This window comes from Agromyces terreus (genome assembly GCF_009749465.1).
In the GTDB taxonomy this organism is placed as follows: Bacteria; Actinomycetota; Actinomycetes; order Actinomycetales; family Microbacteriaceae; genus Agromyces; species Agromyces terreus.
In genome coordinates this window covers 1-20,201 of sequence record NZ_WBIS01000002.1, presented here as the reverse complement: position 1 = coordinate 20,201, position 20,201 = coordinate 1, and the positions used below count along the sequence as shown (strand labels likewise).

Annotated in this window: 17 protein-coding genes; 4 read left to right on the top strand and 13 right to left on the bottom strand. The window is 71.1% G+C overall.

Going from position 1 to position 20,201, the window contains the following annotated elements:
- Nucleotides 1-22: 22 nt before the first annotated feature.
- Genes GQQ92_RS05245 through GQQ92_RS05220 form a run of 6 tightly spaced genes read right to left on the bottom strand, consistent with a single transcriptional unit; the run spans nt 23 to nt 5,112 of the window.
- Nucleotides 23-2,128 (bottom strand): APC family permease, encoded by a 2,106-nt coding sequence (locus GQQ92_RS05245; protein WP_232057521.1) that lies wholly within the window; start codon nt 2,126-2,128, stop codon nt 23-25.
- 56 nt (nt 2,129-2,184) lie between these two features.
- A complete protein-coding gene (gene crcB / locus GQQ92_RS05240) occupies nt 2,185-2,565 on the bottom strand; it encodes a fluoride efflux transporter CrcB (protein WP_156998202.1) in 381 nt (126 codons plus the stop codon).
- Nucleotides 2,562-2,981, bottom strand: a complete 420-nt coding sequence (locus tag GQQ92_RS05235; protein WP_156998201.1) for a fluoride efflux transporter FluC — start codon at nt 2,979-2,981, stop codon at nt 2,562-2,564. Before GQQ92_RS05235 ends, crcB begins: the two co-directional genes overlap by 4 nt.
- Nucleotides 2,982-2,990: 9 nt before the next feature.
- The gene (locus tag GQQ92_RS05230; RefSeq protein ID WP_156998200.1) at nt 2,991-3,524 is read right to left on the bottom strand and encodes a GNAT family N-acetyltransferase; all 534 of its coding nucleotides are present in this window, start codon (nt 3,522-3,524) and stop codon (nt 2,991-2,993) included.
- Between the two features lie 53 nt (nt 3,525-3,577).
- The gene (locus tag GQQ92_RS05225) at nt 3,578-4,228 is read right to left on the bottom strand and encodes a PadR family transcriptional regulator (RefSeq protein WP_156998199.1); all 651 of its coding nucleotides are present in this window, start codon (nt 4,226-4,228) and stop codon (nt 3,578-3,580) included.
- On the bottom strand, nt 4,225-5,112 hold the full coding sequence (locus GQQ92_RS05220) for a DUF4097 family beta strand repeat-containing protein (protein WP_232057578.1): 888 nt from the start codon (nt 5,110-5,112) through the stop codon (nt 4,225-4,227). Before GQQ92_RS05220 ends, GQQ92_RS05225 begins: the two co-directional genes overlap by 4 nt.
- Nucleotides 5,113-5,337: 225 nt before the next feature.
- On the opposite strand from GQQ92_RS05220, the gene GQQ92_RS05215 reads away from it, so the two are divergent.
- The gene (locus tag GQQ92_RS05215; RefSeq protein ID WP_156998197.1) at nt 5,338-6,096 is read left to right on the top strand and encodes a MerR family transcriptional regulator; all 759 of its coding nucleotides are present in this window, start codon (nt 5,338-5,340) and stop codon (nt 6,094-6,096) included.
- A gap of 174 nt (nt 6,097-6,270) precedes the next feature.
- Here GQQ92_RS05215 and yczE read toward each other — a convergent pair whose 3' ends face one another.
- Entirely contained in the window at nt 6,271-6,960 is a 690-nt protein-coding gene (gene yczE / locus GQQ92_RS05210; protein WP_232057520.1) for a membrane protein YczE, read from the bottom strand.
- A 61-nt stretch (nt 6,961-7,021) separates the two neighbouring features.
- On the opposite strand from yczE, the gene yczR reads away from it, so the two are divergent.
- The gene (yczR, locus tag GQQ92_RS05205; protein WP_156998196.1) at nt 7,022-8,473 is read left to right on the top strand and encodes a MocR-like transcription factor YczR; all 1,452 of its coding nucleotides are present in this window, start codon (nt 7,022-7,024) and stop codon (nt 8,471-8,473) included.
- Between the two features lie 125 nt (nt 8,474-8,598).
- Here the strand turns inward: yczR and GQQ92_RS16770 are convergent, their stop codons facing one another.
- Complete coding sequence (locus GQQ92_RS16770) at nt 8,599-9,954, bottom strand: hypothetical protein (protein WP_156998195.1); 1,356 nt, start codon at nt 9,952-9,954, stop codon at nt 8,599-8,601.
- 112 nt (nt 9,955-10,066) lie between these two features.
- The gene (locus GQQ92_RS16765) at nt 10,067-11,206 is read right to left on the bottom strand and encodes a hypothetical protein (RefSeq protein WP_156998194.1); all 1,140 of its coding nucleotides are present in this window, start codon (nt 11,204-11,206) and stop codon (nt 10,067-10,069) included.
- Between the two features lie 144 nt (nt 11,207-11,350).
- On the opposite strand from GQQ92_RS16765, the gene GQQ92_RS05190 reads away from it, so the two are divergent.
- Entirely contained in the window at nt 11,351-14,866 is a 3,516-nt protein-coding gene (locus tag GQQ92_RS05190; RefSeq protein WP_156998193.1) for an efflux RND transporter permease subunit, read from the top strand.
- Between the two features lie 83 nt (nt 14,867-14,949).
- On the opposite strand, the gene GQQ92_RS05185 is transcribed toward GQQ92_RS05190, so the two are convergent.
- Genes GQQ92_RS05185 through GQQ92_RS05170 form a run of 4 tightly spaced genes read right to left on the bottom strand, consistent with a single transcriptional unit; the run spans nt 14,950 to nt 19,607 of the window.
- Entirely contained in the window at nt 14,950-17,022 is a 2,073-nt protein-coding gene (locus GQQ92_RS05185) for an ABC transporter ATP-binding protein (protein WP_156998192.1), read from the bottom strand.
- Nucleotides 17,019-18,755, bottom strand: a complete 1,737-nt coding sequence (locus tag GQQ92_RS05180; RefSeq protein WP_156998191.1) for an ABC transporter ATP-binding protein — start codon at nt 18,753-18,755, stop codon at nt 17,019-17,021. Before GQQ92_RS05180 ends, GQQ92_RS05185 begins: the two co-directional genes overlap by 4 nt.
- A 1-nt stretch (nt 18,756) precedes the next feature.
- The gene (locus tag GQQ92_RS05175; RefSeq protein WP_156998190.1) at nt 18,757-19,437 is read right to left on the bottom strand and encodes a TetR/AcrR family transcriptional regulator; all 681 of its coding nucleotides are present in this window, start codon (nt 19,435-19,437) and stop codon (nt 18,757-18,759) included.
- A 29-nt stretch (nt 19,438-19,466) separates the two neighbouring features.
- Nucleotides 19,467-19,607, bottom strand: a complete 141-nt coding sequence (locus GQQ92_RS05170; protein WP_156998189.1) for a hypothetical protein — start codon at nt 19,605-19,607, stop codon at nt 19,467-19,469.
- Here GQQ92_RS05170 and GQQ92_RS05165 point away from each other — a divergent pair.
- Nucleotides 19,606-20,037, top strand: coding sequence for a DUF1801 domain-containing protein (locus GQQ92_RS05165; RefSeq protein WP_156998188.1), 432 nt, complete (start codon nt 19,606-19,608; stop codon nt 20,035-20,037). The genes GQQ92_RS05170 and GQQ92_RS05165 overlap by 2 nt on opposite strands.
- Nucleotides 20,038-20,201: the final 164 nt, after the last annotated feature.

Here is a 20,201-nt window from a genome sequence, read left to right as displayed (position 1 = left end):
TCCGGCCCACGGACGGCTTCGGCTACGGCCGGCGCCGACCCGTCGTCGGGCGCTCGTCGACCTGGCGACGCGGCACGGCGCGCACGGGCTCGCCGCGGCGATCCTGCCCGGGAAGCGGGCGCGACCGGCGGCCGTAGATCATGTCGGAGGAGTCGAGCAGCCACGGCACGAGCGCGACCGTCACGCCGTGCACGAGCATCAGCTTCTGGCGGATGCGCCGGGCCTTGTGGTTGTGGAGGATGCCCTCCCACCAGTGGCCGACGATGAACTGCGGCATGTACACCGTGACGACCTCCGAGCCGTGCTCCTCGCGCCGCGACTTGATGTATTGGATGAGCGGATGGCTGAGGTCGCGATACGGCGACGACAGGATGCGCAGCTTCACGTGCACGTTCTGCTTGACCCAGTCCTTCTTCAGCTGCTTCGTCGCGTCCTCGTCGAGCGAGACGTGCACCGCCTCGAGCGAGTCGTGTCGGGCGGCGATCGCGTAGTCGAGCGCCTTGAGCACGGGCTTCTGCATGCGTCCGACGAGCACGATCGCGTGGTCGCCGCTCGACCCGAACGTCGTGGTCGGATCGGGCTCGATCTCGCGCTCGACGTCGCGGTAGTACCGGTTCACGCCGACCATGAGCGTGAACAGGATCGGCATCATCACGAACACGATCCAGGCGCCGTGGGTGAACTTCGTCACCGTGACGACGATGAGCACCACCGCGGTCATGCCCGCGCCGATCGCGTTGATCACCAGTGCCCGCATCATCGCCGGGCGGGAGATCGCCCGCTCGTCCTCGGGCGGGCGCCGTGCGGCCTGCGACCTCGACACCGGATGGCGGCCCTTCGAGAGTTCGCGCAGCCAGTGCCGCACCATGCCGGTCTGCCCGAGCGTGAACGACACGAACACCCCGATGATGTACAGCTGGATCAGCACGGTGAGGTTCGCCTGGAACACCACCAGGATCACGGATGCCGCGAGCGCGAGGATCACGACGCCGTTCGAGTAGATCAGACGGTCGCCGCGGGTCGAGAGCGACTTCGGCGCGTAGCCGTCGCGCGCGAGCACCGAGCCGAGCAGCGGGAACCCGTTGAACGCCGTGTTCGCCGCGAGCAGCAGCACGAGCGCGGTCGTGGTCTGGATCAGGTAGAAGAAGATGCTCGAGTCGCCGAACGTCGCGCCCGCGACCTGGGCCATGAGGCTCAACTGCGGTTCGGTCGCGCACTCCTCCCACCCGATGAGGTGGCACGGGTTCTCGGCGTAGTGCACCTGCGAGATGAGCGCGAGCGCGGTGAGCCCGGCGAACAGGAGGATGGCGATGCCGCCCATGAGCACGAGCGTTCGCTGCGCGTTGCGCACCTTCGGCCGGCGGAAGGCCGGCACGCCGTTCGCGATGGCCTCGACGCCGGTGAGGGCGGAGCATCCGCTCGCGAAGGAGCGCAGCAGCAGCAGGATGACGCCCGCCTGCGTGAGGGACTCGGCGTCGACCTCGAAGTGCGCCGACGAGGCCACCGGGGCGTCGCCGAGCACGGTGCGCGTGAGGCCGACGACGATCATCACGAAGACGCTGCCGATGAAGAGGTAGGTCGGCACCGCGAACGCCTTGGAGGATTCGCTCACGCCCCGGAGGTTCACGCCCGCGAGGATGACGACGAAGAGCACGGCGAGCTCGACGCGGAAGGGGTCGAGCTCGGGGATGGCCGAGATGATGTTATCGACGCCGGACGCGACCGACACGACGACGGTCATGACGTAGTCGACGAGCAGGGCGGATGCCACGACGAGCCCGGCCTTCTCGCCGAGGTTGCGGTGCGCGACCTCGTAGTCGCCGCCGCCCGACGGGTAGGCCCTGATCAGCTGGCGGTACGACGCGACCACCGTCACGAGCAGGACGACGACGGCGGCGGCCACCCACGGGGCGAAGCTCAGGAACGCGAGCCCGCCGACCGTGAGGATCATGAGCAGCTCCTGCGGCGCGTACGCCACGGAGCTCAACGGGTCGCTCGCGAAGATGGGGAGCGCGAGATGCTTCGGTAGCAGCTGCCCCTCGAGCTTCTCGGTCGGGAGCGGGTCGCCGATGATCCAGTGCTTCGGCGATTTCAGTTCGGGTGGCGGTGAGTCCGCCTCATTTGTCACGGCGGATGACACTACTCCTGCTGCGGGCCATGTCAAGTCGGCCCGTCGGCGCGGGTTCAGCGGGTCAGGAGGTACATTCCGGCGGCGGCCGCGGCGCCGAGCACGAGGGTGACGAGCACGTTGAGGATCGCGGCCCGCCAGCGCCCGCCGTCGAGCAGTTCGATGGTCTCGACGCTCCACGTGCTGAACGTCGTGAGCCCGCCGCAGAACCCGGTGACGAGGATGAGCTTCAGGTCGGCGTCGACCGCGGCCCGCTCGGCGAGGCCGATGACGACGCCGGCGATGCCCGATCCGACCACGTTGACGATGAGGATGCCGACGGGCAGGTGCCCGGGACGCACGGGCAGCAACCGGGAGAGGGCGAAGCGGATGACGGCGCCGAGGCCACCGGCCAGCAGCACGGCGATGACGACGCCCGGGGCGAGTTGCGCGGTCACAGTGTCTGCCCGGCGTCGGTGATCGAGTCGGGCATCGGACGGTGGGCGATGAGCGACCCGACCCGCAGCCCGACGGCCGCGAGCCCGAGGCCGCCCACGACCGAGACGGCGAGGTACAGCGCGGCGAGCCACGCTTCGCCGGCGCTCGTCAGCAGCGCGAGTGCGGCCATCACGGCCGACATCGTCGTGAACGAGCCGAGCATGCCGGACCCGACCCCGGCGCGGATCCAGGAGGGGATCTTCGGCCACGTCCAGAGGCCGCCCACCAGCCAGCCGAGCAGGAGCGCGCCGACGAGGTTCACGATGAGGGTGCTGAGCGGGAACTCGTCGTCGGCGTGCGGCAGCGTGAGGTCCCATGCGAGGCGCAGCCCGGTGCCGACGAGGCCCCCGAGGGCGACGGCGAGGTAGATGCGCACGGATCGAGACTACGCCGAGCGTGCGGATGCCCCGGGCGTCGGCGCGGAGAGATCGTGCACCCAGTCGTTCACGTGCAGCACCAGGCCGGGGCGGATCTCGAACTCCTCCGGGCCGACGAGGGTGAACCCCGCCTTGCGGCACACCGCGTTCGACGCGGGGTTGTCGATGCGGGGATACGCGTGCACCGGGCGCAGGTCGCCGCGCGCTCGTGCCGCCGCGAACATCTCCTGCACGGCCGCGGGCGCGATGCCCCGCCCGCGGTACGCGGCCTCCACCGACCAGCCCGCTTCGAACGCGGGCTCGCCGTCGTGCTCGCGATGCCAGTAGCCGACGATGCCGACGCCCTCGGGATGCCCGGGAACGACGATGCGGAACTGGAATCCCGTCGCCTCGCGCCACAAGCGCTGGTACCGCTCATGGCGGGCGAGGACCTGCTCGTCGTTCTCGGGGCCGCCCATCTGATCCATCAGCTCGGGCGTGTTCGCGCGGCGGAGCAGATCGAGGTCGTCGGCCGACCAGGGCACGAGCGTGACATCCGCCATGCCCTCATCGAAGCACGGGCCGCCGACATCGGCGGCGCGCCAGCGGTCGGCCGTCAGCGGTCGGCGAGGGTCGCGAGCACGTCCTCGCGCACCTGCGCGAGGCGAGCCTTCAGCAGCACGACCGAGGCCGGACGCACCCGGTCGCGGTTCGTGCGCAGGTCGGTGCGCAACTGCTGGCGGAACGCGGCGATCGCGAGATCGGCGTCCTGCAGCGCGCGCTCGGCGTCGATGCGCTCGCGCTCGCCCGACCCGGCGCCGGAACCCGCGGCGCCCGCGGTCGAGGCCGCGCTCGCCGAGGCATCCGTCGCCGACCGCTTGGCCTCGCGCGCTGCGCTCGCGAGCTCCGCGCGCAACGACCGCATCGCCTCGTTCACCTCGGCGCGCACGCCGTCGGCGAGCCGTCGGACCGAGTCCGTCACCTCGTTCTCGATGCCGTCGAGCTCGGGCCGACGAGCCTCGAGCTCGGCCCGGCCCGCATCGGTGATCTCGTAGACGGTCTTGCGGCCGTCGGTCGACTTGGTGACGAGCCCCTCCTCCTCGAGCTTCGCGAGGCGGGGGTAGATGGTGCCGGCGCTCGGGGTGTACGTGCCGCCGAACCGCTCGCTGAGCGCCTGGATCAGCTCGTAGCCGTGCCGTGACTGCTCCTCGAGCAGGGCGAGCAGGTACAGGCGGAGACTGCCGTGGGCGAAGACGGGGGGTGTCATGCTGCGCTCGTGTCGCTCGCGCCGGCCGTCTCGGCCCCGTCGTCGGTCGCGGTCGCGGCCCCGCCGGAGGCATCCGCCGCTCCCGTGCGCACGCGCGTCATGACCGAGATCGACCCGGACACGCTGTTGGCCGCGAGGTCGAGCCATTCGCCCGCGAGTTCGCCGGTGACGCGCTCGAAGCCCTTGCCGAGCACGCCCTTGATGCGCGTGTCGTCGAGCAGCACCGTGCCGCCGACGGTGTTGATGCGGAACCGCGCGCCCGCGCCCGCGTCGTAGCGCACCGTCAGCGAGCCCGAGACGCTGTTGGTGTCGATCGAGCCCGGCGTGCCCCGCGCGTCGAGGATGAGGTCGCCCGCGACCGTGTCGGCCCGGAACCTGCGGATCTCGCCCGTGGCGATGACGTCGCCCGACACGGAGTGCGCGTCGATCGCGCCGAAGTGGTTGCCGACCGACATCTCGCCAGAGACGCTCGAGATCTCGACGTCGCCCTCGTGGTTGTCGACGACGAGGCTGCCCGAGACGGTGCTGAGCTTCGCGTCGGTCGTGAACCCCGAGACGAGCGCGTCGCCCGAGACCATGCCGAGCTTCATCGCGACGTGACGGGGCGCGAGGATCGACACGTCGGCCTTCGCCGAGCCGGCCCAGCCCTTGAAGACGTCGATGAAGTTGTCCCAGCCGAGCTGCGGGTGGTCGATCTCGAGCACGTCGCCGTCGATGGAGACCTTCAGGTCCTTGCCGGTGACGCCGTTGATCTCGACGCGGGCGCCCGGTTCGTCGTGCGCGATGATGTCGACCTTGCCGCCGATGAGGCCGACCTTGATGCGGCGGACGAGTTCGAGGTCGATGACACGCGACTCTCCGGGGTTGATGACCCACTTCTCCATGGTCACGGGCTGCTCCTTCTCCTCTGCGCGGATGCCTGCGGCATCCGGAAGCCTGTTCGCGATATATCGCGTCTGTGGATGTCACGATATATCGCGTTTCGCCCCCGCGCAACCCCGCGGGTCTCGTGCGAGCGGATGCCGCGAGCTTGACCTTGACGTAACGTCAACCTCTACCGTGGCATCCGTGGGGTTGAACGCCCCGGCCGAGAACCGAAGGGAGCAGACGTGGACTGGTCGATCCAGGAGATCGCGAAGCTCGCCGGCACCACCAGCCGAACGCTGCGTCACTACGACGACATCGGGTTGCTGGCGCCGGCGCGCATCGCGTCGAACGGCTACCGCCACTACGACGCCGACTCGCTCGTGCGACTGCAGCGCATCCTGCTGCTGCGCGAGCTCGGGCTCGGCCTCCCGGCGATCGCCGAGGTCCTCGACCGCGAGGACCGAGCCCCCCACGCCCTGCGCGGCCACCTCGAGTGGCTGCGCCGGGAGCAGCACCGGCTGACGCGGCAGATCGCGTCGGTCGAGCACACCATCGATGCATTGGAAGGAGGTGAACGACTCATGGCAGAGCAGATGTTCGACGGATTCGACCACACCGAGTACAAGGAGGAGGTCGAGCAGCGCTGGGGCGTAGACGCCTACGCCCGGTCCGACGCGTGGTGGCGCTCGATGAGCGCCGACGAGAAGCGGGACTGGCAGGGGCGGATGTCGCAGCTGAGCGCCGACTGGATCGCCGCGTCCGAACGCGGCGTCGACCCGGCCGGCAACGAGGCGCAGGCGCTCGCGCAGCGCCACTTCGACTGGCTGCGCGGCATCCCCGGAACCCCGGGCGGCGGCGCCGAGGGCCCCAGCAGGGAGTACTTCCTCGGCCTCGCCGAGATGTACGTCGCCGACGAGCGCTTCGGCGCGAACTACGGCGGCGTCGACGGCGCCCGCTTCGTGCGGGACGCGATGACCGCGTACGCCGAGCGCAACCTGTAGCGCGCGGGCCGCCGGTCGAGGAGCGCAGCGTCTCGAGACCGCGCGTGGGGGTCTCGAGACGGCCCTGGCGGGCCTCCTCGACCGGCGCCGCCCGCTGGTCGAGGAGCGCAGCGTCTCGAGACCTGGCGTGGGGTCTCGTGACGGCCCTGGCGGGCCTCCTCGACCGGCGCGGGCTCAGGGGATCGCGGCCGCCGTGTCGTCGACGGCGCGCTCGCCGGAGGCGCCGGCATCCGCGGTCCGATCGGGGGTGCGCCGGATCGCGAAGAGCGGGATGGTGTATCCGCAGAGCGGGCCGATCAGCAGGGCGAAGGCGACCGTTCCGATGCCGACGTCGCCGCCGAGGAGCCAGCCCGCCCCGAGCACGACGAGCTCGATGCTCGTGCGCACGATCCAGATGCGCCATCCGGTGCGCCGATGGATGCCGGTCATGAGCCCGTCACGCGGGCCCGGGCCGAAGTGCGCCCCGATGTAGAGGCCGGTGGCGATCGCGAGCACGACGATGCCGCCCGCCAGGAGGAGGATGCGCGCCCAGAGGTCGAGTCCCGCCGGGATCAGCCACAGGCCGAGGTCGGCCGCGGGGCCGACGAGGAGCACGTTCATGATCGTGCCGAATCCGGGCCGCTGGCGAATCGGGATCCAGAGCAGCAGCACGACGACGCTGATGAGCACCGTCACGAGGCCGAAGTTCAGGCCGGTCTGCTTCGAGACGCCCTGCGTCAGCACGTCCCACGGGGCGACGCCGAGTTCGCCCCGCACGATGAGCGCGATCGCGATGCCGTAGAGGAGCAGCCCGAGGTAGAGCTGCACAAGGCGGCGCGCGAGGATCGGCGCGGGGTCGCGGAACGAGGATGGGCGGCGAAGCATGGCTCAATCCAATTCGATGATTGGCCTTCCCGTATAGATCCAATTCTCCTAAAGTGGCCTGATGGCCGACCGATCCCTCAGCGCCCGTGCGCTCGACGTGCTCCTGGGAGACTGGCGAGGGTCCGGCAGCGCCTACGAAGCGCTCGCCGACCGCATCCGCCTGCTCATCGTCGACGGCCGCATCCCGGTCGAGACGCGGCTCCCGGCCGAGCGCGACCTCGCCGACCGGCTCGGGCTGAGCCGCACGACGGTCGCGGCCGCGTATCGGCGTCTGCGCGAGTTCGACCACCTCCACAGCGTCCGAGGCTCCGGCAGCGTCGCCCGTCTGCCCGGAGCGCCCGTGATGCTCCCGATGCCCCTCGAGTCCGAGTACCTCGACTTCTCCAAGGCCGCGCCCTCCGCGCTGCCGTGGCTGCCCGACCTCGCGCGGCAGGCCGCCGAAGATCTGCCCGGGCACCTCGGCGACGCGGGGTACGACGCCATCGGCATCCCGGCGCTCCGGCAGGCGATCGCCGATCGCTACGCCGTCCGCGGACTGCCGACCTCCCCCGACCAGATCATGGTCACGATCGGCGCCCAGCACGCGATCGCCCTCGTCTCGAGAGCCCTCATCTCGCGCGGCGACCGCGCCCTCATCGAGACCCCCACCTACCCGCACGCGTACGAGGCGCTGCGCGGCGCCGGCGCACGGCTCGTCGGCGCGCCGGTCGTGCCGTACGAGTCCGGCGCCACCGCGGCGGCCGCCGACCGCGCGGAGGCGGACGGCATCGTCCAGGCCATCCGGCACGCGAACCCCGTCGTCGCCTACCTCATGCCCGACTTCCAGAACCCGACGGGTCGCACCATGAGCCGCGAGTCCCGGGCGAGGGTGCTCGACGCCGCTGCGGGGCAGGGCACCGTCGTCATCGCCGACGAGACCATCGCCGAACTCGACATCGACCGGCCGGGCGAGTTCCCCCCGATGGCCGCCGATGGCCGTGCGGTGCTCATCGGCAGCGTCGGCAAGACCGTCTGGGGCGGGCTCAGGGTGGGATGGATCCGGGCCGAGCGCCCGCTCATCCGCCGCCTCCTCGCGGCGCGTTCGCCGGGCGACCTCGGCACGCCCATCCTCGAGCAGCTGCTCGTGGCCCGTGCCCTCGAGCGTTTCGACGACGTGCTGGCCCTGCGGCGCGAGCAGTTGCGGGCCGGTCGCGACCGGCTCGAGCGTCGGGTCGCCGAGCTGCTGCCGGAGTGGCGGGTGCCGCATGTCGACGGCGGCATCGTGACCTGGGCCGGACTCGGCGCGCCGGTCAGCTCGCAGCTCGTCCTCGCCGCACGCCGCGAGGGGCTCATCATCACGGCCGGCCCGCGGTTCGGCATCGACGGGGCCTTCGAGCGATTCCTGCGGCTTCCGATCTGCCAGACGCCGGAGGCGACGGATGCCGCGGTGCAGGCGCTCGCGCGAGCGTGGCGGTCCCTCGCGGGGGCGCCGCTCGGCGAGCCCGAGCCCGAGCTGCTCGCGTCGGTCGTCTGAGGCGTCGGCCGGCGGTCGGCGTCCTCGGGCGCGGGCGCGGCGTTCCGACGGGTTCGCGCCGGGTCTCGGCGGCAGGCCGAAGCGGCGGACCGGGCGTCGGGCCCGGACCGCCGCTTCGCCGTGACTCAGCGGCGCAGTGCGAACCGCCGCATGCCGACGAGCAGCACGCCGAGCGCGAGGAGCATCCCCGCGAACGGGAGGACGCCCGTCTCCGCACCGGTGGAGGCCAGCGAGCCTCCGCTCGATCCCGCGACGCCGGTCACCGTCGTGGACGCGACCGTCGCGGTTCCGCCGGTGACCGGAGTTCCGGCGTTGCCGGGGTCACCGGGCTCGCCGGGCGTTCCCGGAGCACCGGGCTCGCCCGGGTCGCCGGGGTCTCCGGGGTCACCCGGGTCGCCGGGCTCGCCGGGGTCGCCCGGGTCACCGGGGTCTCCCGGGTCGACGACCGTCGAGGTCCCCTCCGTCGTGCTGTCCCCGATGACGGAGATCGCGTTGCCCCCGACCGTGACGGGCAGTGACAGCGACGGGAGCAGCTGCGTTCCCCCGAGCAGTCCGCCGAGCCCGCCTGTGGTGGCGGAACCGCTCGAGGTTTCCGGGGCCACCTGGGTCGAGGCATCCGCCGACCGGCTGTCGCCGATGACCGAGATGGCGTTGCCGCCCACGGTCACCGGAACGGCCGCGCCGACGATCGCCTGCGTGCCCCCGAGCAGCGAGTCGTCGCCGCTCGTGGATGCGCCGCCCGCGCTCGAGCCGGAGCCGCCCGCGACCTGGGTCGAGGCATCCGCCGACTCGCTGTCGCCGATGACCGAGACGGCGTTGCCGCCCACGGTCACCGGGACGACTGCGTCGACGACGGCCTGCGTGCCGCCGAGGATCCCGTTCTCGCCCGAGGTCGAGGCGCTGCCCTCGGCTCCGGTCGGTGCCGACGTTCCGACGGTGCTCGCGGCGCCGGTCGACGACGAGTCGCCGACGACGCTGATCGCGTTGCCGCCCACGGTCACGGGGATCGCGACGTCGACGAGGCCCTGCAGGCCGCCGAGCAGCGAGTCGTCGCCGCTCGTGGCGGCTTCGGGCTCCGCCGCCGGTGCCGGTGCCGACTCGGTCGCGGCATCCGTCGACTCGCTGTCGCCGATGACCGAGACGGCGTTGCCGCCCACGGTCACGGGGATCGCGACGTCGACGAGGCCCTGCAGGCCGCCGAGCAGCGAGTCGTCGCCGCTCGTGGCGGCTTCGGGCTCCGCCGCCGGTGCCGGTGCCGACTCGGTCGCGGCATCCGTCGACGACGAGTCGCCGATGATCGAGATGCCGTTGCCCGAGACCGTCACCGGAACGGCGATCGAGACGATCGCCTGCGTGCCCGAGAGGATGCCGTCGTCGCCGCCCGTTTCGGACGCGTGCGCGACGCCGGCGCCGAGGAGCGTCAGGCCCCCCGTTGCGAGGGTCGCGTACAGCGCCCTCATGGCGAACCGCTTGAGGTTCATGATGATTCTCCTGACTGAACTGGGTTTCGATGCCCCAACGGGTGGGGCGATGACCGTGTCCGCCGTGCCGGCGCGCCGAATGGACGGCCCGCGGGCGGCGGAACGGTCCCCGTCAGTCAGGGGTGGTGTCGGTCTCGTGCACGGGCGAGGACGGCAGCGCGTCGTCGACCGAGGAGAGCGCGAGCGACGCCGTGGCATCGAGCAGGAGCGAGGCGTCGACCGCATCGGAACCGGGCGCGGCGGACCCGCCGCCCGAACCGGCGCCCGAGCCCGGGCCGCCGGAACCCGAGGGCACGGCCGGCGGGCGATCGCCGCCCGGCGGTGCGAGATCCTGCGGGTCGGGCGCGGTCGGCACCGCGAGCGGCGGCTCGACCGAGGAGCGCGCGTCGGACGGGGGTCGGGTCAGGACGTCGGATGCCGCGTGGCGCGTGGCGCGCGGAAGGGCGGCCGAGGAAGCGGCCGGGGCCGCAACCGCGTCCCCCGCCGGCGATGACGGCGGGAGGCCCGGAATCGCGGGTTCGACCTGCGGGCCGGAAGGTCCGGACGAACCCGGTTCGACGGGCGAGCCCGTGCCGGGAAGCAGCGGAACCTCGGGGACCGAGGGAAGCGAGGGGAGGATGCCGCCCGGCAGGTCCCCGGTCGCGCCGACGACCCCGCCGACGACGTCGTCGAGGAGTCCGGTCACGGGGGATGTCACGCCGCCGAGGCCGCGCTCGCCGAGCACGCCCCGCACGAGATCGCCGACGATCGGCGTCGAACCTGCTGCGTGGTCGACGGCGCCGACCACGGGATCGACGATCGCGCCGACGGTGCCGCCGCTCGCGACATCCGTCACCGTCCCGGTCACCGTCCCGACCGTGCCGGTGACGGCGCCGTCGACGGCCTCGACCACGGAGTCCGCCGCGGCCGCGGTCTCGCCGACGACGTCGGGAACGGCCGTGACGACCTCGGCGACCGGCGCGGGCGCGATCTCGGCGACGGGGGCCGTGACGGGTTCGAGGATCCGTTCGACGGGGGCCGCGACGGCGTCGACGACCGTGTCGAGGGCGTCGCCGACCGCGTCGGTGGTCTGCGAGACGCCGCCGAGCAGGGAGCCGACCGAGCCGAGCAGGCCGGGCCGGTCGCCGTCGTCGGCCGTGGCGCTCTGGCCGCCGGTGATGAGGGTCAGGGCGAGCCATCCCGCGGAGACGCCGACGCCCAGCAGGGCGAGCCGCAGGCCGTTCGGCCGGGTCGTGCTCGTCGTCGAGCCCACGGGATCACCCCCATCCGTTTCGCACGATACTCCTCGTCCCCCGAACAGGGCTAGGGGCCGCGCGGCGGAATCCGCGGGCGTGCCGCAGGAGTTCACAGGCTTCCGTGACCGAATCGCGCCCCGTCGCCTGCGAGGATTGAGCGCATGTCACTGCTCGCAGCCCTCAGCATGAAGAACCGTGCGCTGATCGCGCTCGTCACCGTCGTCGTGGCGATCTTCGGCGGAATCTCGCTGACCTCGCTCAAGCAGGAGCTCGCGCCGTCGATCTCGTTCCCGCAGCTGATGATCGTCACGGCCTACCCGGGCGCGTCCCCCGACGTCGTCAACACCGACGTGTCGACGCCCGTCGAGACCGCGATCCAGGGCATCACCGGGCTCGAGGACACCACGACCACCAGCTCGACGGGCGTCTCGCGCGTGACCGCGAGCTTCACCTACGGCACCGACCTCGCGTACGCGGAGCAGAAGCTGCTCTCGTCGGTGAACCGCATCTCGAGCCAGCTGCCCGACGACGTCGACCCCCAGGTCTTCGCGCTCAGCCTCGACGACTTCCCCGTGCTGCAGATCGCCGTCACCGGCGCCGACGACCCGACGACGCTCTCCGACGAGATCACCCGCACGACCCTCGGCGAGATCAAGGACGTCGACGGCGTCCGCGACGCGACCCTCGTCGGCGACACGGGCCAGCGCGTGACCATCACGCCCGACGCCGCGAAGCTCGCCGCCTACGGGCTCACCTCCCAGGCCGTGGGCGACGCGCTCGCGCAGAACGGCGTGCTCATCCCCGCCGGCTCCATCACCGAGGGCGACAAGACGTACTCGGTGCAGACGGGCACCCGCATCGAGGGCGTCGACGACCTCGCCGCGCTCCCGGTGCTCGGCGCGACCGAGCAGCAGCCCGTGCCGGGTGCGGATGCCGCGACCGACGCGCTCCCCGACGGCACCGAGACCCCCGACGGCACGGCCGCCCCCGACGCCACCGCGACGCCCGACGCGACCGCGGCGCCCGCCACGATCAGCGTGCCCGTCGCGATCACGATCGGCGACGTGGCATCCGTCGAGGTCACCGAGAACCCCGTCACGAGCATCTCGCGTGTGAACGGCGAGCCCGCGCTGACGATCCAGGTCACGAAGCTGCCGGCGGCCAACACGGTCGACGTCTCGAACGCCGTCACCGCGCTCCTGCCCGACCTGCAGGCGTCGCTCGACTCGACCAACCCGGGCGCCGAGTTCACCGTGGTCTTCGACCAGGCGCCGTACATCCAGCAGTCGATCGAGTCGCTCGCGACCGAGGGCCTGCTCGGGCTCGCGTTCGCGGTGATCGTGATCCTGCTGTTCCTGATGTCGGTGCGCGCGACGCTCGTCACGGCGATCTCCATCCCGACCTCGGTGCTCATCACCTTCATCGGGCTCCAGGCCACGGGCTACACGCTCAACATCCTGACGCTCGGCGCGCTCACGATCGCCATCGGCCGTGTCGTCGACGACTCGATCGTCGTCATCGAGAACATCAAGCGGCACCTGGTCGTCGGCGTCGACAAGGCGTCGACGATCGTGCACGCCGTTCGCGAGGTCGCGGGCGCGATCACCGCGTCGACCATCACCACGGTCGCCGTGTTCCTGCCCATCGCGCTCGTCGAGGGCGTGACGGGCGAGCTGTTCCGGCCGTTCTCGCTGACCGTCACGATCGCCCTGCTCGCCTCGCTCCTCGTCTCGCTGACGATCGTGCCCGTGTTGGCGTACTGGTTCCTGAAGCCCGCGCGGGTGCGCGCGAAGGACGAAGACACCGAGCCGGGGTCGGATGCCGCGGCCGCCGCCTTCATCGACGAGACCGGCGCCGACGCGCCCGACGAGCTCGAGCACCCGTCGCGCCTGCAGCGCGGCTACCTGCCGATCATCGCCTGGACGCTGAAGCACAGCGTCGTCACGATCATGGTCGCGGTGCTCGTGCTCGGCGGCACCATCGCGATGGTCCCGCTCATGAAGACGAACTTCCTCGGTTCGTCGGGTCAGAACACGTTCCAGGTCACGCAGGAGCTGCCGGTCGGCTCGAGCCTCGACACGATGGACGAGGCGTCCCAGCCCGTCGAGGACGCGATCCGCGGCACCTCGGGCGTCGAGACCGTCCAGACGTCGATCGGCTCGGGCAGCGGCAGCCTCGCCTCGCTGTTCGGCAGCGGCGGCGCGACCGTCACGTACTCGATCACGACCGACGAGGACGCCGATCAAGAGGCGCTGCAGGCCGAGGTCCGCGAGGAGCTCGACGGCCTGAGCGATGTGGGCGAGGTCACGCTGACCGCGTCGAGCGGGTTCGGCGCCTCGAGCGACATCGCGGTGAACATCTCCGCCTCGAACGCCGAAGACCTCCAGAAGGCGACCGACGCGGTCGTCGACGAGTTCGAGGGCTTCGACTCGCTCACGCAGGTGAGCTCGAACCTCAGCGAGTCCCGCGAGTACATCGCGATCGAGGTCGATCGCGACGCCGCGGCCGAGGCCGGGTACTCCGAGGTCGCGCTCGGCGGCTACGTGTCGGCCAAGATGTCGCCGCAGACGAAGGGCTCGATCGTCGTCGACGAGCAGACGCTCACGATCTACATCGCCGACGAGAACCCGCCGACGACGATCGAGGAGCTGCAGGCGCTCGAGATCCCGACCGCGGCCGGCCTCGTTCGTCTCGACTCCCTCGCCACCGTCGAGACGGTCGACGGACCGACGTCGATCACCACGGTCCAGGGGCTCCGCAGCGCGACCGTCACGGCGACGCCCGCGAGCGACGACCTCACGGCGGCGAACGCCGACGTGGCCGTCGCCCTCGCCGAGGTCGACCTGCCCGCGGGCACCTCGGCCGAGATCGGCGGTGTGTCGGCCGATCAGGCGGAGTCGTTCTCGCAGCTCGGGCTCGCGCTGCTGGCCGCGATCCTGATCGTCTACATCGTGATGGTCGCGACGTTCCGCTCGCTGCTGCAGCCGCTCCTGCTGCTCGTGTCGGTGCCGTTCGCCGCGACCGGGGCCATCGCGCTCCAGGTCGCGACGGGCGTCCCGCTCGGGGTGCCGTCGCTCATCGGCGTGCTCATGCTCGTCGGCATCGTGGTGACGAACGCGATCGTCCTCGTCGATCTCGTCAACCAGTACCGCGATCGAGGCATGAACGTGCGCGACGCCCTCGTGCACGGCGCCTCCCGTCGTCTGCGTCCGATCCTCATGACGGCCCTCGCGACGATCTTCGCGCTCGTCCCGATGGCGCTCGGCATCACCGGCCACGGCGGGTTCATCTCGCAGCCGCTCGCGATCGTCGTCATCGGCGGTCTGCTCTCGTCGACCGTGCTCACGCTCGTCGTGCTGCCCGTGCTCTACAACCTCGTCGAGGGCGGGCGCGAGCGGCGGGCCGCGAAGCGAGCCGAGCGTGCGGACGCGCCTTCCGCCGCGGAGGCCGAGCAGCGCGTGACTGCCGGGGAGCCCGCGCCTGCCGGGGGGCCCGCGCCTGCCGAGGAGCAAGCGACTGCCGAGGAGCCCGCGCCCGCCGAGGAGCCCGAGGAGCCCGCGGAGCCCGCGCCCGCCGAGGAGCCCGCGCCCATCGAGCGGCCCGCGCCCGCCGAGGAGCCCGCGCCCGAGGACCCCGGCACCGACCCCGAGGCCGATCCCGGCTCGGCGAAGGGCTGACCCCGCGGCATCCGCAGACCGCAAAGGGGCTGTGCGCGATCGCTCGCGCACAGCCCCTTCCGTCGTCCTGACGCAGCCGCCGGTCAGACCTGCTCGTCGACGGGCGCCTCGAACTGCGCGTTGTACAGACGGTAGTAGGCGCCCTTCGCGGCGAGCAGGTCGGTGTGCGAACCCTGCTCCACGATCGAGCCGTTCTCCATGACGAGGATCACGTCCGCGTCCCGGATCGTCGAGAGCCGGTGCGCGATCACGAAGCTCGTGCGGTCCGCGCGCAGGGCGGCCATGGCCTTCTGCACGAGCACCTCGGTGCGGGTGTCGACCGAGCTGGTCGCCTCGTCGAGGATCAGCACGCTCGGCCGCGCGAGGAACGCGCGGGCGATCGTGATGAGCTGCTTCTCGCCGGCCGAGAGGTTGCCCGCCTCGTCGTCGAGCACGGTGTCGTACCCGTCGGGCAGCGCGTGCACGAAGCGATCGACGTAGGCGGCGACGGCCGCGGCGAGGATCTCCTCCTCCGTGGCATCCGGTCGCCCGTAGGCGATGTTCTCGCGGATCGTGCCGCCGAACAGCCAGGTGTCCTGCAGCACCATGCCGGTGCGCGAGCGCAGGTCGTCGCGCGTCATGTCGGCGATGTCCACGCCGTTGAAGGTGATGCGCCCCGAGCCGACGTCGTAGAAGCGCATGATGAGGTTCACGAGCGTCGTCTTGCCCGCACCCGTCGGCCCGACGATCGCAACCGTCGATCCGGGCTCGGCCACGAGGTTCATGTGCTCGATGAGCGGCTTCTCGGGCGAGTAGCTGAACGACACGTCCTCGAAGGCGAGGCGTGCGCCGGCGTCGCCGCCGTCGACGACGGATGCCGGTGAGGCGGGCGTCTGCGGGTCGGCGTCCTGTTCCTCGGCGTCGAGGAGTTCGAAGATGCGCTCGGCGCTCGCGACGCCCGACTGCAGCAGGTTCGCCATGGAGCCGAGCTGGCTGAGCGGCTGCGTGAACTGGCGCGAGTACTGGATGAACGCCTGCACGTCGCCGAGCCGCATCGTGCCGCCGGCCACCATGAGCCCGCCGACGACGGCGATCGCGACGTAGACGAGGTTCCCGACGAACATCATGGCGGGCATGATGATGCCCGACACGAACTGGGCGCCGAAGCTGGCGGTGTAGAGCTCGTCGTTCTTCTCGTCGAAGGCCTCGTCGACCTCCTTCTGCCGGCCGAACACCTTGACGAGCGCGTGCCCGGTGAAGGTCTCCTCGATGCGGGCGTTGAGCGCACCCGTGTGCTTCCACTGGGCGGCGAACATCTTCTGCGACCGCTTGGCGATCACGACCGTGATGACCGCCGAGAGCGGGATCGTGACGAGCGCGACGAGCGCCAGCAGCGGCGAGATCGTGAACATCATCACGAGCACGCCGACCACCGTGAGCAGCGAGGTGAGCATCTGGCTCATGGTCTGCTGCAGGCTCTGCGAGACGTTGTCCATGTCGTTCGTGACCCGGGAGAGCACCTCGCCGCGCTGCATGCCGTCGAAGTACTTGAGGGGGAGGCGGTTGACCTTCTCCTCGACGTCCTCTCGCAGGCGGTACACGGTGCGCTGGATCGCGCCGTTCAGCACCCATCCCTGCAGCCACATGAAGAGCGAGGCGAGCAGGTACAGCGCGAGCACGCCGAGCAGGACCGTGCCGAGCGCGGCGAAGTCGATGCCCGCGCCGACGCTGAAGCCGCTCATGGCCGAGACCATGTTGGCGATGTCGTCCTGCCCGGCCGCGCGCAGCATCTCGACGGCCTCGGCCTGGCTCGTGCCGTCGGGGATCTGCTGGCCGAGCGCCGATGAGACGACGCCCTCGAAGATGATGTTCGTGCCCTCGCCGAGCAGCTTCGGGCCGAGCACGCTGAACACCACGCCGATGATCGCGAGCACGGTGACCGTGATGACCGGCCACGCTTCGGGCCGCAGCCGGCCGATCAGGCGCTTCGCCGACGGGCCGAAGTTCATGGCCTTCTGCACGGGCGCCTGGGCTCCGCCGCCGAACGGGCCGCCGCCCCGGCGCGGCTGCACGGCCGGGGTCGGTGCCGTCTCGGCCTCCGCGGCGATCTCGGTCTGGGTGGCTGCACTGATCGAGCCGGTCTCGGGCTCGACGTCGTTGCGCTGTTCGGCGGTCATGCTGCGGCCTCCTCGGCGCTGAGCTGGCTGGAGACGATCTCTTCGTAGGTGGGGGAGTTCGCGAGCAGTTCCTCGTGGGTTCCGCGGGCGATGATCTCGCCGTGCTCGAGCACGAGGATCTGGTCGGCGTCGACGATGCTCGACACCCGCTGCGCGACGACGAACATCGAGGCGTCCCCGATGTCCGCTCGCAGTGCGCGCCGCAGCCGGCCGTCGGTCGCGACGTCGAGCGCCGAGAACGAGTCGTCGAACACGTAGATCTCGGGTCGTTTCACGAGGGCTCGGGCGATCGCGAGCCGCTGCCGCTGTCCGCCCGAGACGTTCGTGCCGCCCTGGGCGATCGGCGCGTCGAGACCACCGGGCATCGCGGCGACGAACGCTCGCGCCTGTGCGACCTCGAGCGCGTGCCAGAGCTCGTCGTCGTTGGCGTCGGGCTTGCCGTAGCGCAGGTTCGAGGCGACGGTGCCGGAGAACAGGTACGGCTTCTGGGGCACGAGCCCGATGCGATCCCAGAGCGCGTCCGGCTCGAGTTCGCGCACGTCGACGCCGTCGACGCGGACGCTGCCCGCGGTCGCGTCGAAGAGCCGCGGAAGCAGGTTCACGAGCGTCGTCTTGCCCGCACCGGTGCTGCCGATCACGGCCGTGGTCGTTCCGGGCTCGGTGAGGAACGTGAGATTGCGCAGCACGGGGGCCTCGGCGCCGGGGTAGGCGAAGCTCACGTCGTCGAACTCGATCGCACCGTGCAGCGGGACCTCCGCGACGGGGCGGGTCGGCGGCACGACGCTCGATTCCGTCGCGAGCACCTCGCCGATGCGGTCGGCGCTCACCGAGGCGCGCGGGATCATCACGGCCATGAAGGTCGCCATCATGACGGCCATGAGGATCTGCATGAGGTACTGCAGGAACGCCATGAGCGTGCCCACCTGCATGTTGCCGTCCTCGATGCGGAACGCCCCGAACCACAGCACGGCGACGCTCGAGACGTTGAGCACGGCCATGACCACCGGGAACATCAGCGCCATGAGCCGCCCGGCCCTTGTCGCGACATCCGTGATCTCAGCGTTCGCGACCGCGAACCGCTTACGCTCGACGGGCTCGCGCACGAATGCGCGGATGACGCGGATGCCGGTGAGCTGCTCGCGCAGCACCAGGTTCACGCGGTCGATCTTCTTCTGCATGACGCGGAAGAGGGGCACCATGCGGGTGACGATCAGCCCGACGGCGATGAGCAGCACCGGGACGCTGATCGCGATGAGCCAGGAGAGCTCGAGGTCCTGCTGCATGGCCATGATCACGCCGCCGATGGCGAGGATGGGCGCCGAGACGAGCATGGTCGAGGTCATGAGCACGAGCATCTGCACCTGCTGCACGTCGTTCGTCGTGCGCGTGATGAGCGAGGGCGCCCCGAACTTCGAGACCTCCCGCTCCGAGAACGAGCCGACCTTGCGGAAGACGCCGCGCCGCAGATCGCGACCGACCGACATGGCGACCCGTGCGCCGAACCAGACCGCCGTGATGGAGCAGGCGACCTGGGCGAGCGTGATGAGCAGCATCCATGCGCCGGTCGTGAGGATGTACTCGGTGTCGCCGGTGGCGACGCCGTTGTCGATGATGTCGGCGTTCAACGTCGGCAGGTAGAGCGACGCCATCGACTGGGCGAGCTGGAACACGATGACGCCTGCGATCAGCCACCAGTACGGCTTCACGTAGCGCTTCAACAGGGACAGGAGCATGTCAGTCGGCTTTCTCGGAGCGAGCGGATGTCTGGAGTGCGGGTACGTCGGCGGATGCCTCGAGGAGACGGGCGCCGGATGCCGGTGGGCTCCCGCCGTGCGCCGGCCCGGCGAACCCGTGGAGCAGCAGGGCGCTGATCTCCGCTGCCGGCACGATCTCGCCGTCGGTGATGAGCGGATGCGTCATCGAGAAGGTCGCGTAGCGGATGAACTGGGCGGCTTGCCGCGGCGGCACGGTGAGCTGGTCGCGGTGGGGCAGCAGCGCATCGGTGATGGCCAGGATGACGGGTTCGTTGTCGGGAGGCCGGCGTTTCGCGTGCTCGGGAGTGCGGGCGTCGAAGCCGAGGATGGCGACGAGCGCGAAGATCTGCTCCGTGCGGTGCTGCGTGAGCTCCACGATCTCGCGGACTAGTTCGTCGAGCGTCGCCCGCTCGGGGATCGCGCGGAGGGCGTCCACCATCGAGGTGGCCTCGACATGTCGGTGGATCGCGGCGTGGATGATCTCGTCCTTGTCGTCGAACACCGAGTACAGCGTGCCCTCGGCCACGCCCGCCGCCTTCGCGAGCTGCTTGCTCGTCACGTCGCGCCCGTACTGCACGAGGAGCGGGATCGCGGCGTCCATGATCGTGGCGCGACGCTCCTCGCGGTTCAGTGCCTTCGCCCGTCTCGGCTTCTCGCTCATGGGGGAAGTGTAAATGAATGAGCGCTCACTCAGAAGACGCCGAGGCTCGAGACATCCGCCCCCCAGCTCCTCTCGAGGTGGCGCGTGCGGCCGACGTCGCACGCCCCCGGTGCTAGATTCGCGAGCCGAACGGCGCTGCCGCCGGCGCGCACCGAGACGGAGGAAGCCATGGAGCGCACGGATCAGGATGTCGACCAGTACCTCGAGCGACTCGACAGCCCGCGTGCCGCAGACCTCCGTGAACTCGACGCGGTCATCGCCGCGGAGTTCGCCGGGCTCGAGCGGGTCATGTGGGAGGGCGTCATGTGGGGCGGCACCGAACAGCGCATCGTGGGCTACGGCGCGATCTCGCAGTCACGCCCCCGCGGGCCGGCGGTGGACTGGTTCCTCGTGGGCGTTGCCGAGCAGCAGCGCCATCTCAGCGTGTACGTGAACGCCGCCGAGGACGGCGGCTATCTCGCGCCCGCCTGGGCGCCTCGCCTCGGCCGCGTGAAGGCCGGCGCTGCGGCGCTGACCTTCAGCCGACTCGAAGACCTCGACCTGACCGAGTTCCGAGGGCTGCTCTGTCGGGCCCGCTCGCTCGCGCCCGACGTGCGCTGAGGTCGGCACCCGCCACGGCCGAAAGTGGCCGTTTCACCCGTTGGTCTGGGTTTTGTGGTGGTGGGGTTGGTGCGACACGCCCGGGATGTGGGGTGGATTTGTGTGGTGGGGGTGGGGGCTTGTAGATTCTTACTTGTCGCCGCGGCGGTCAGGGAGAAGCGGAA

Excerpts from the sequence above, each read along its gene's own strand:
- GQQ92_RS05230 (WP_156998200.1), bottom strand. The coding sequence starts at position 3,524 with ATGGCGGATGTCACGCTCGTGCCCTGGTCGGCCGACGACCTCGATCTG.
- GQQ92_RS05225 (WP_156998199.1), bottom strand. The coding sequence starts at position 4,228 with ATGACACCCCCCGTCTTCGCCCACGGCAGTCTCCGCCTGTACCTGCTC.
- GQQ92_RS05220 (WP_232057578.1), bottom strand. The coding sequence starts at position 5,112 with ATGGAGAAGTGGGTCATCAACCCCGGAGAGTCGCGTGTCATCGACCTC.
- yczE (WP_232057520.1), bottom strand. The coding sequence starts at position 6,960 with ATGCTTCGCCGCCCATCCTCGTTCCGCGACCCCGCGCCGATCCTCGCG.
- yczR (WP_156998196.1), top strand. The coding sequence starts at position 7,022 with ATGGCCGACCGATCCCTCAGCGCCCGTGCGCTCGACGTGCTCCTGGGA.
- GQQ92_RS16770 (WP_156998195.1), bottom strand. The coding sequence starts at position 9,954 with ATGAACCTCAAGCGGTTCGCCATGAGGGCGCTGTACGCGACCCTCGCA.
- GQQ92_RS05190 (WP_156998193.1), top strand. The coding sequence starts at position 11,351 with ATGTCACTGCTCGCAGCCCTCAGCATGAAGAACCGTGCGCTGATCGCG.
- GQQ92_RS05185 (WP_156998192.1), bottom strand. The coding sequence starts at position 17,022 with ATGACCGCCGAACAGCGCAACGACGTCGAGCCCGAGACCGGCTCGATC.
- GQQ92_RS05180 (WP_156998191.1), bottom strand. The coding sequence starts at position 18,755 with ATGCTCCTGTCCCTGTTGAAGCGCTACGTGAAGCCGTACTGGTGGCTG.
- GQQ92_RS05175 (WP_156998190.1), bottom strand. The coding sequence starts at position 19,437 with ATGAGCGAGAAGCCGAGACGGGCGAAGGCACTGAACCGCGAGGAGCGT.
- GQQ92_RS05165 (WP_156998188.1), top strand. The coding sequence starts at position 19,606 with ATGGAGCGCACGGATCAGGATGTCGACCAGTACCTCGAGCGACTCGAC.
- GQQ92_RS05170 (WP_156998189.1), bottom strand. The coding sequence starts at position 19,607 with ATGGCTTCCTCCGTCTCGGTGCGCGCCGGCGGCAGCGCCGTTCGGCTC.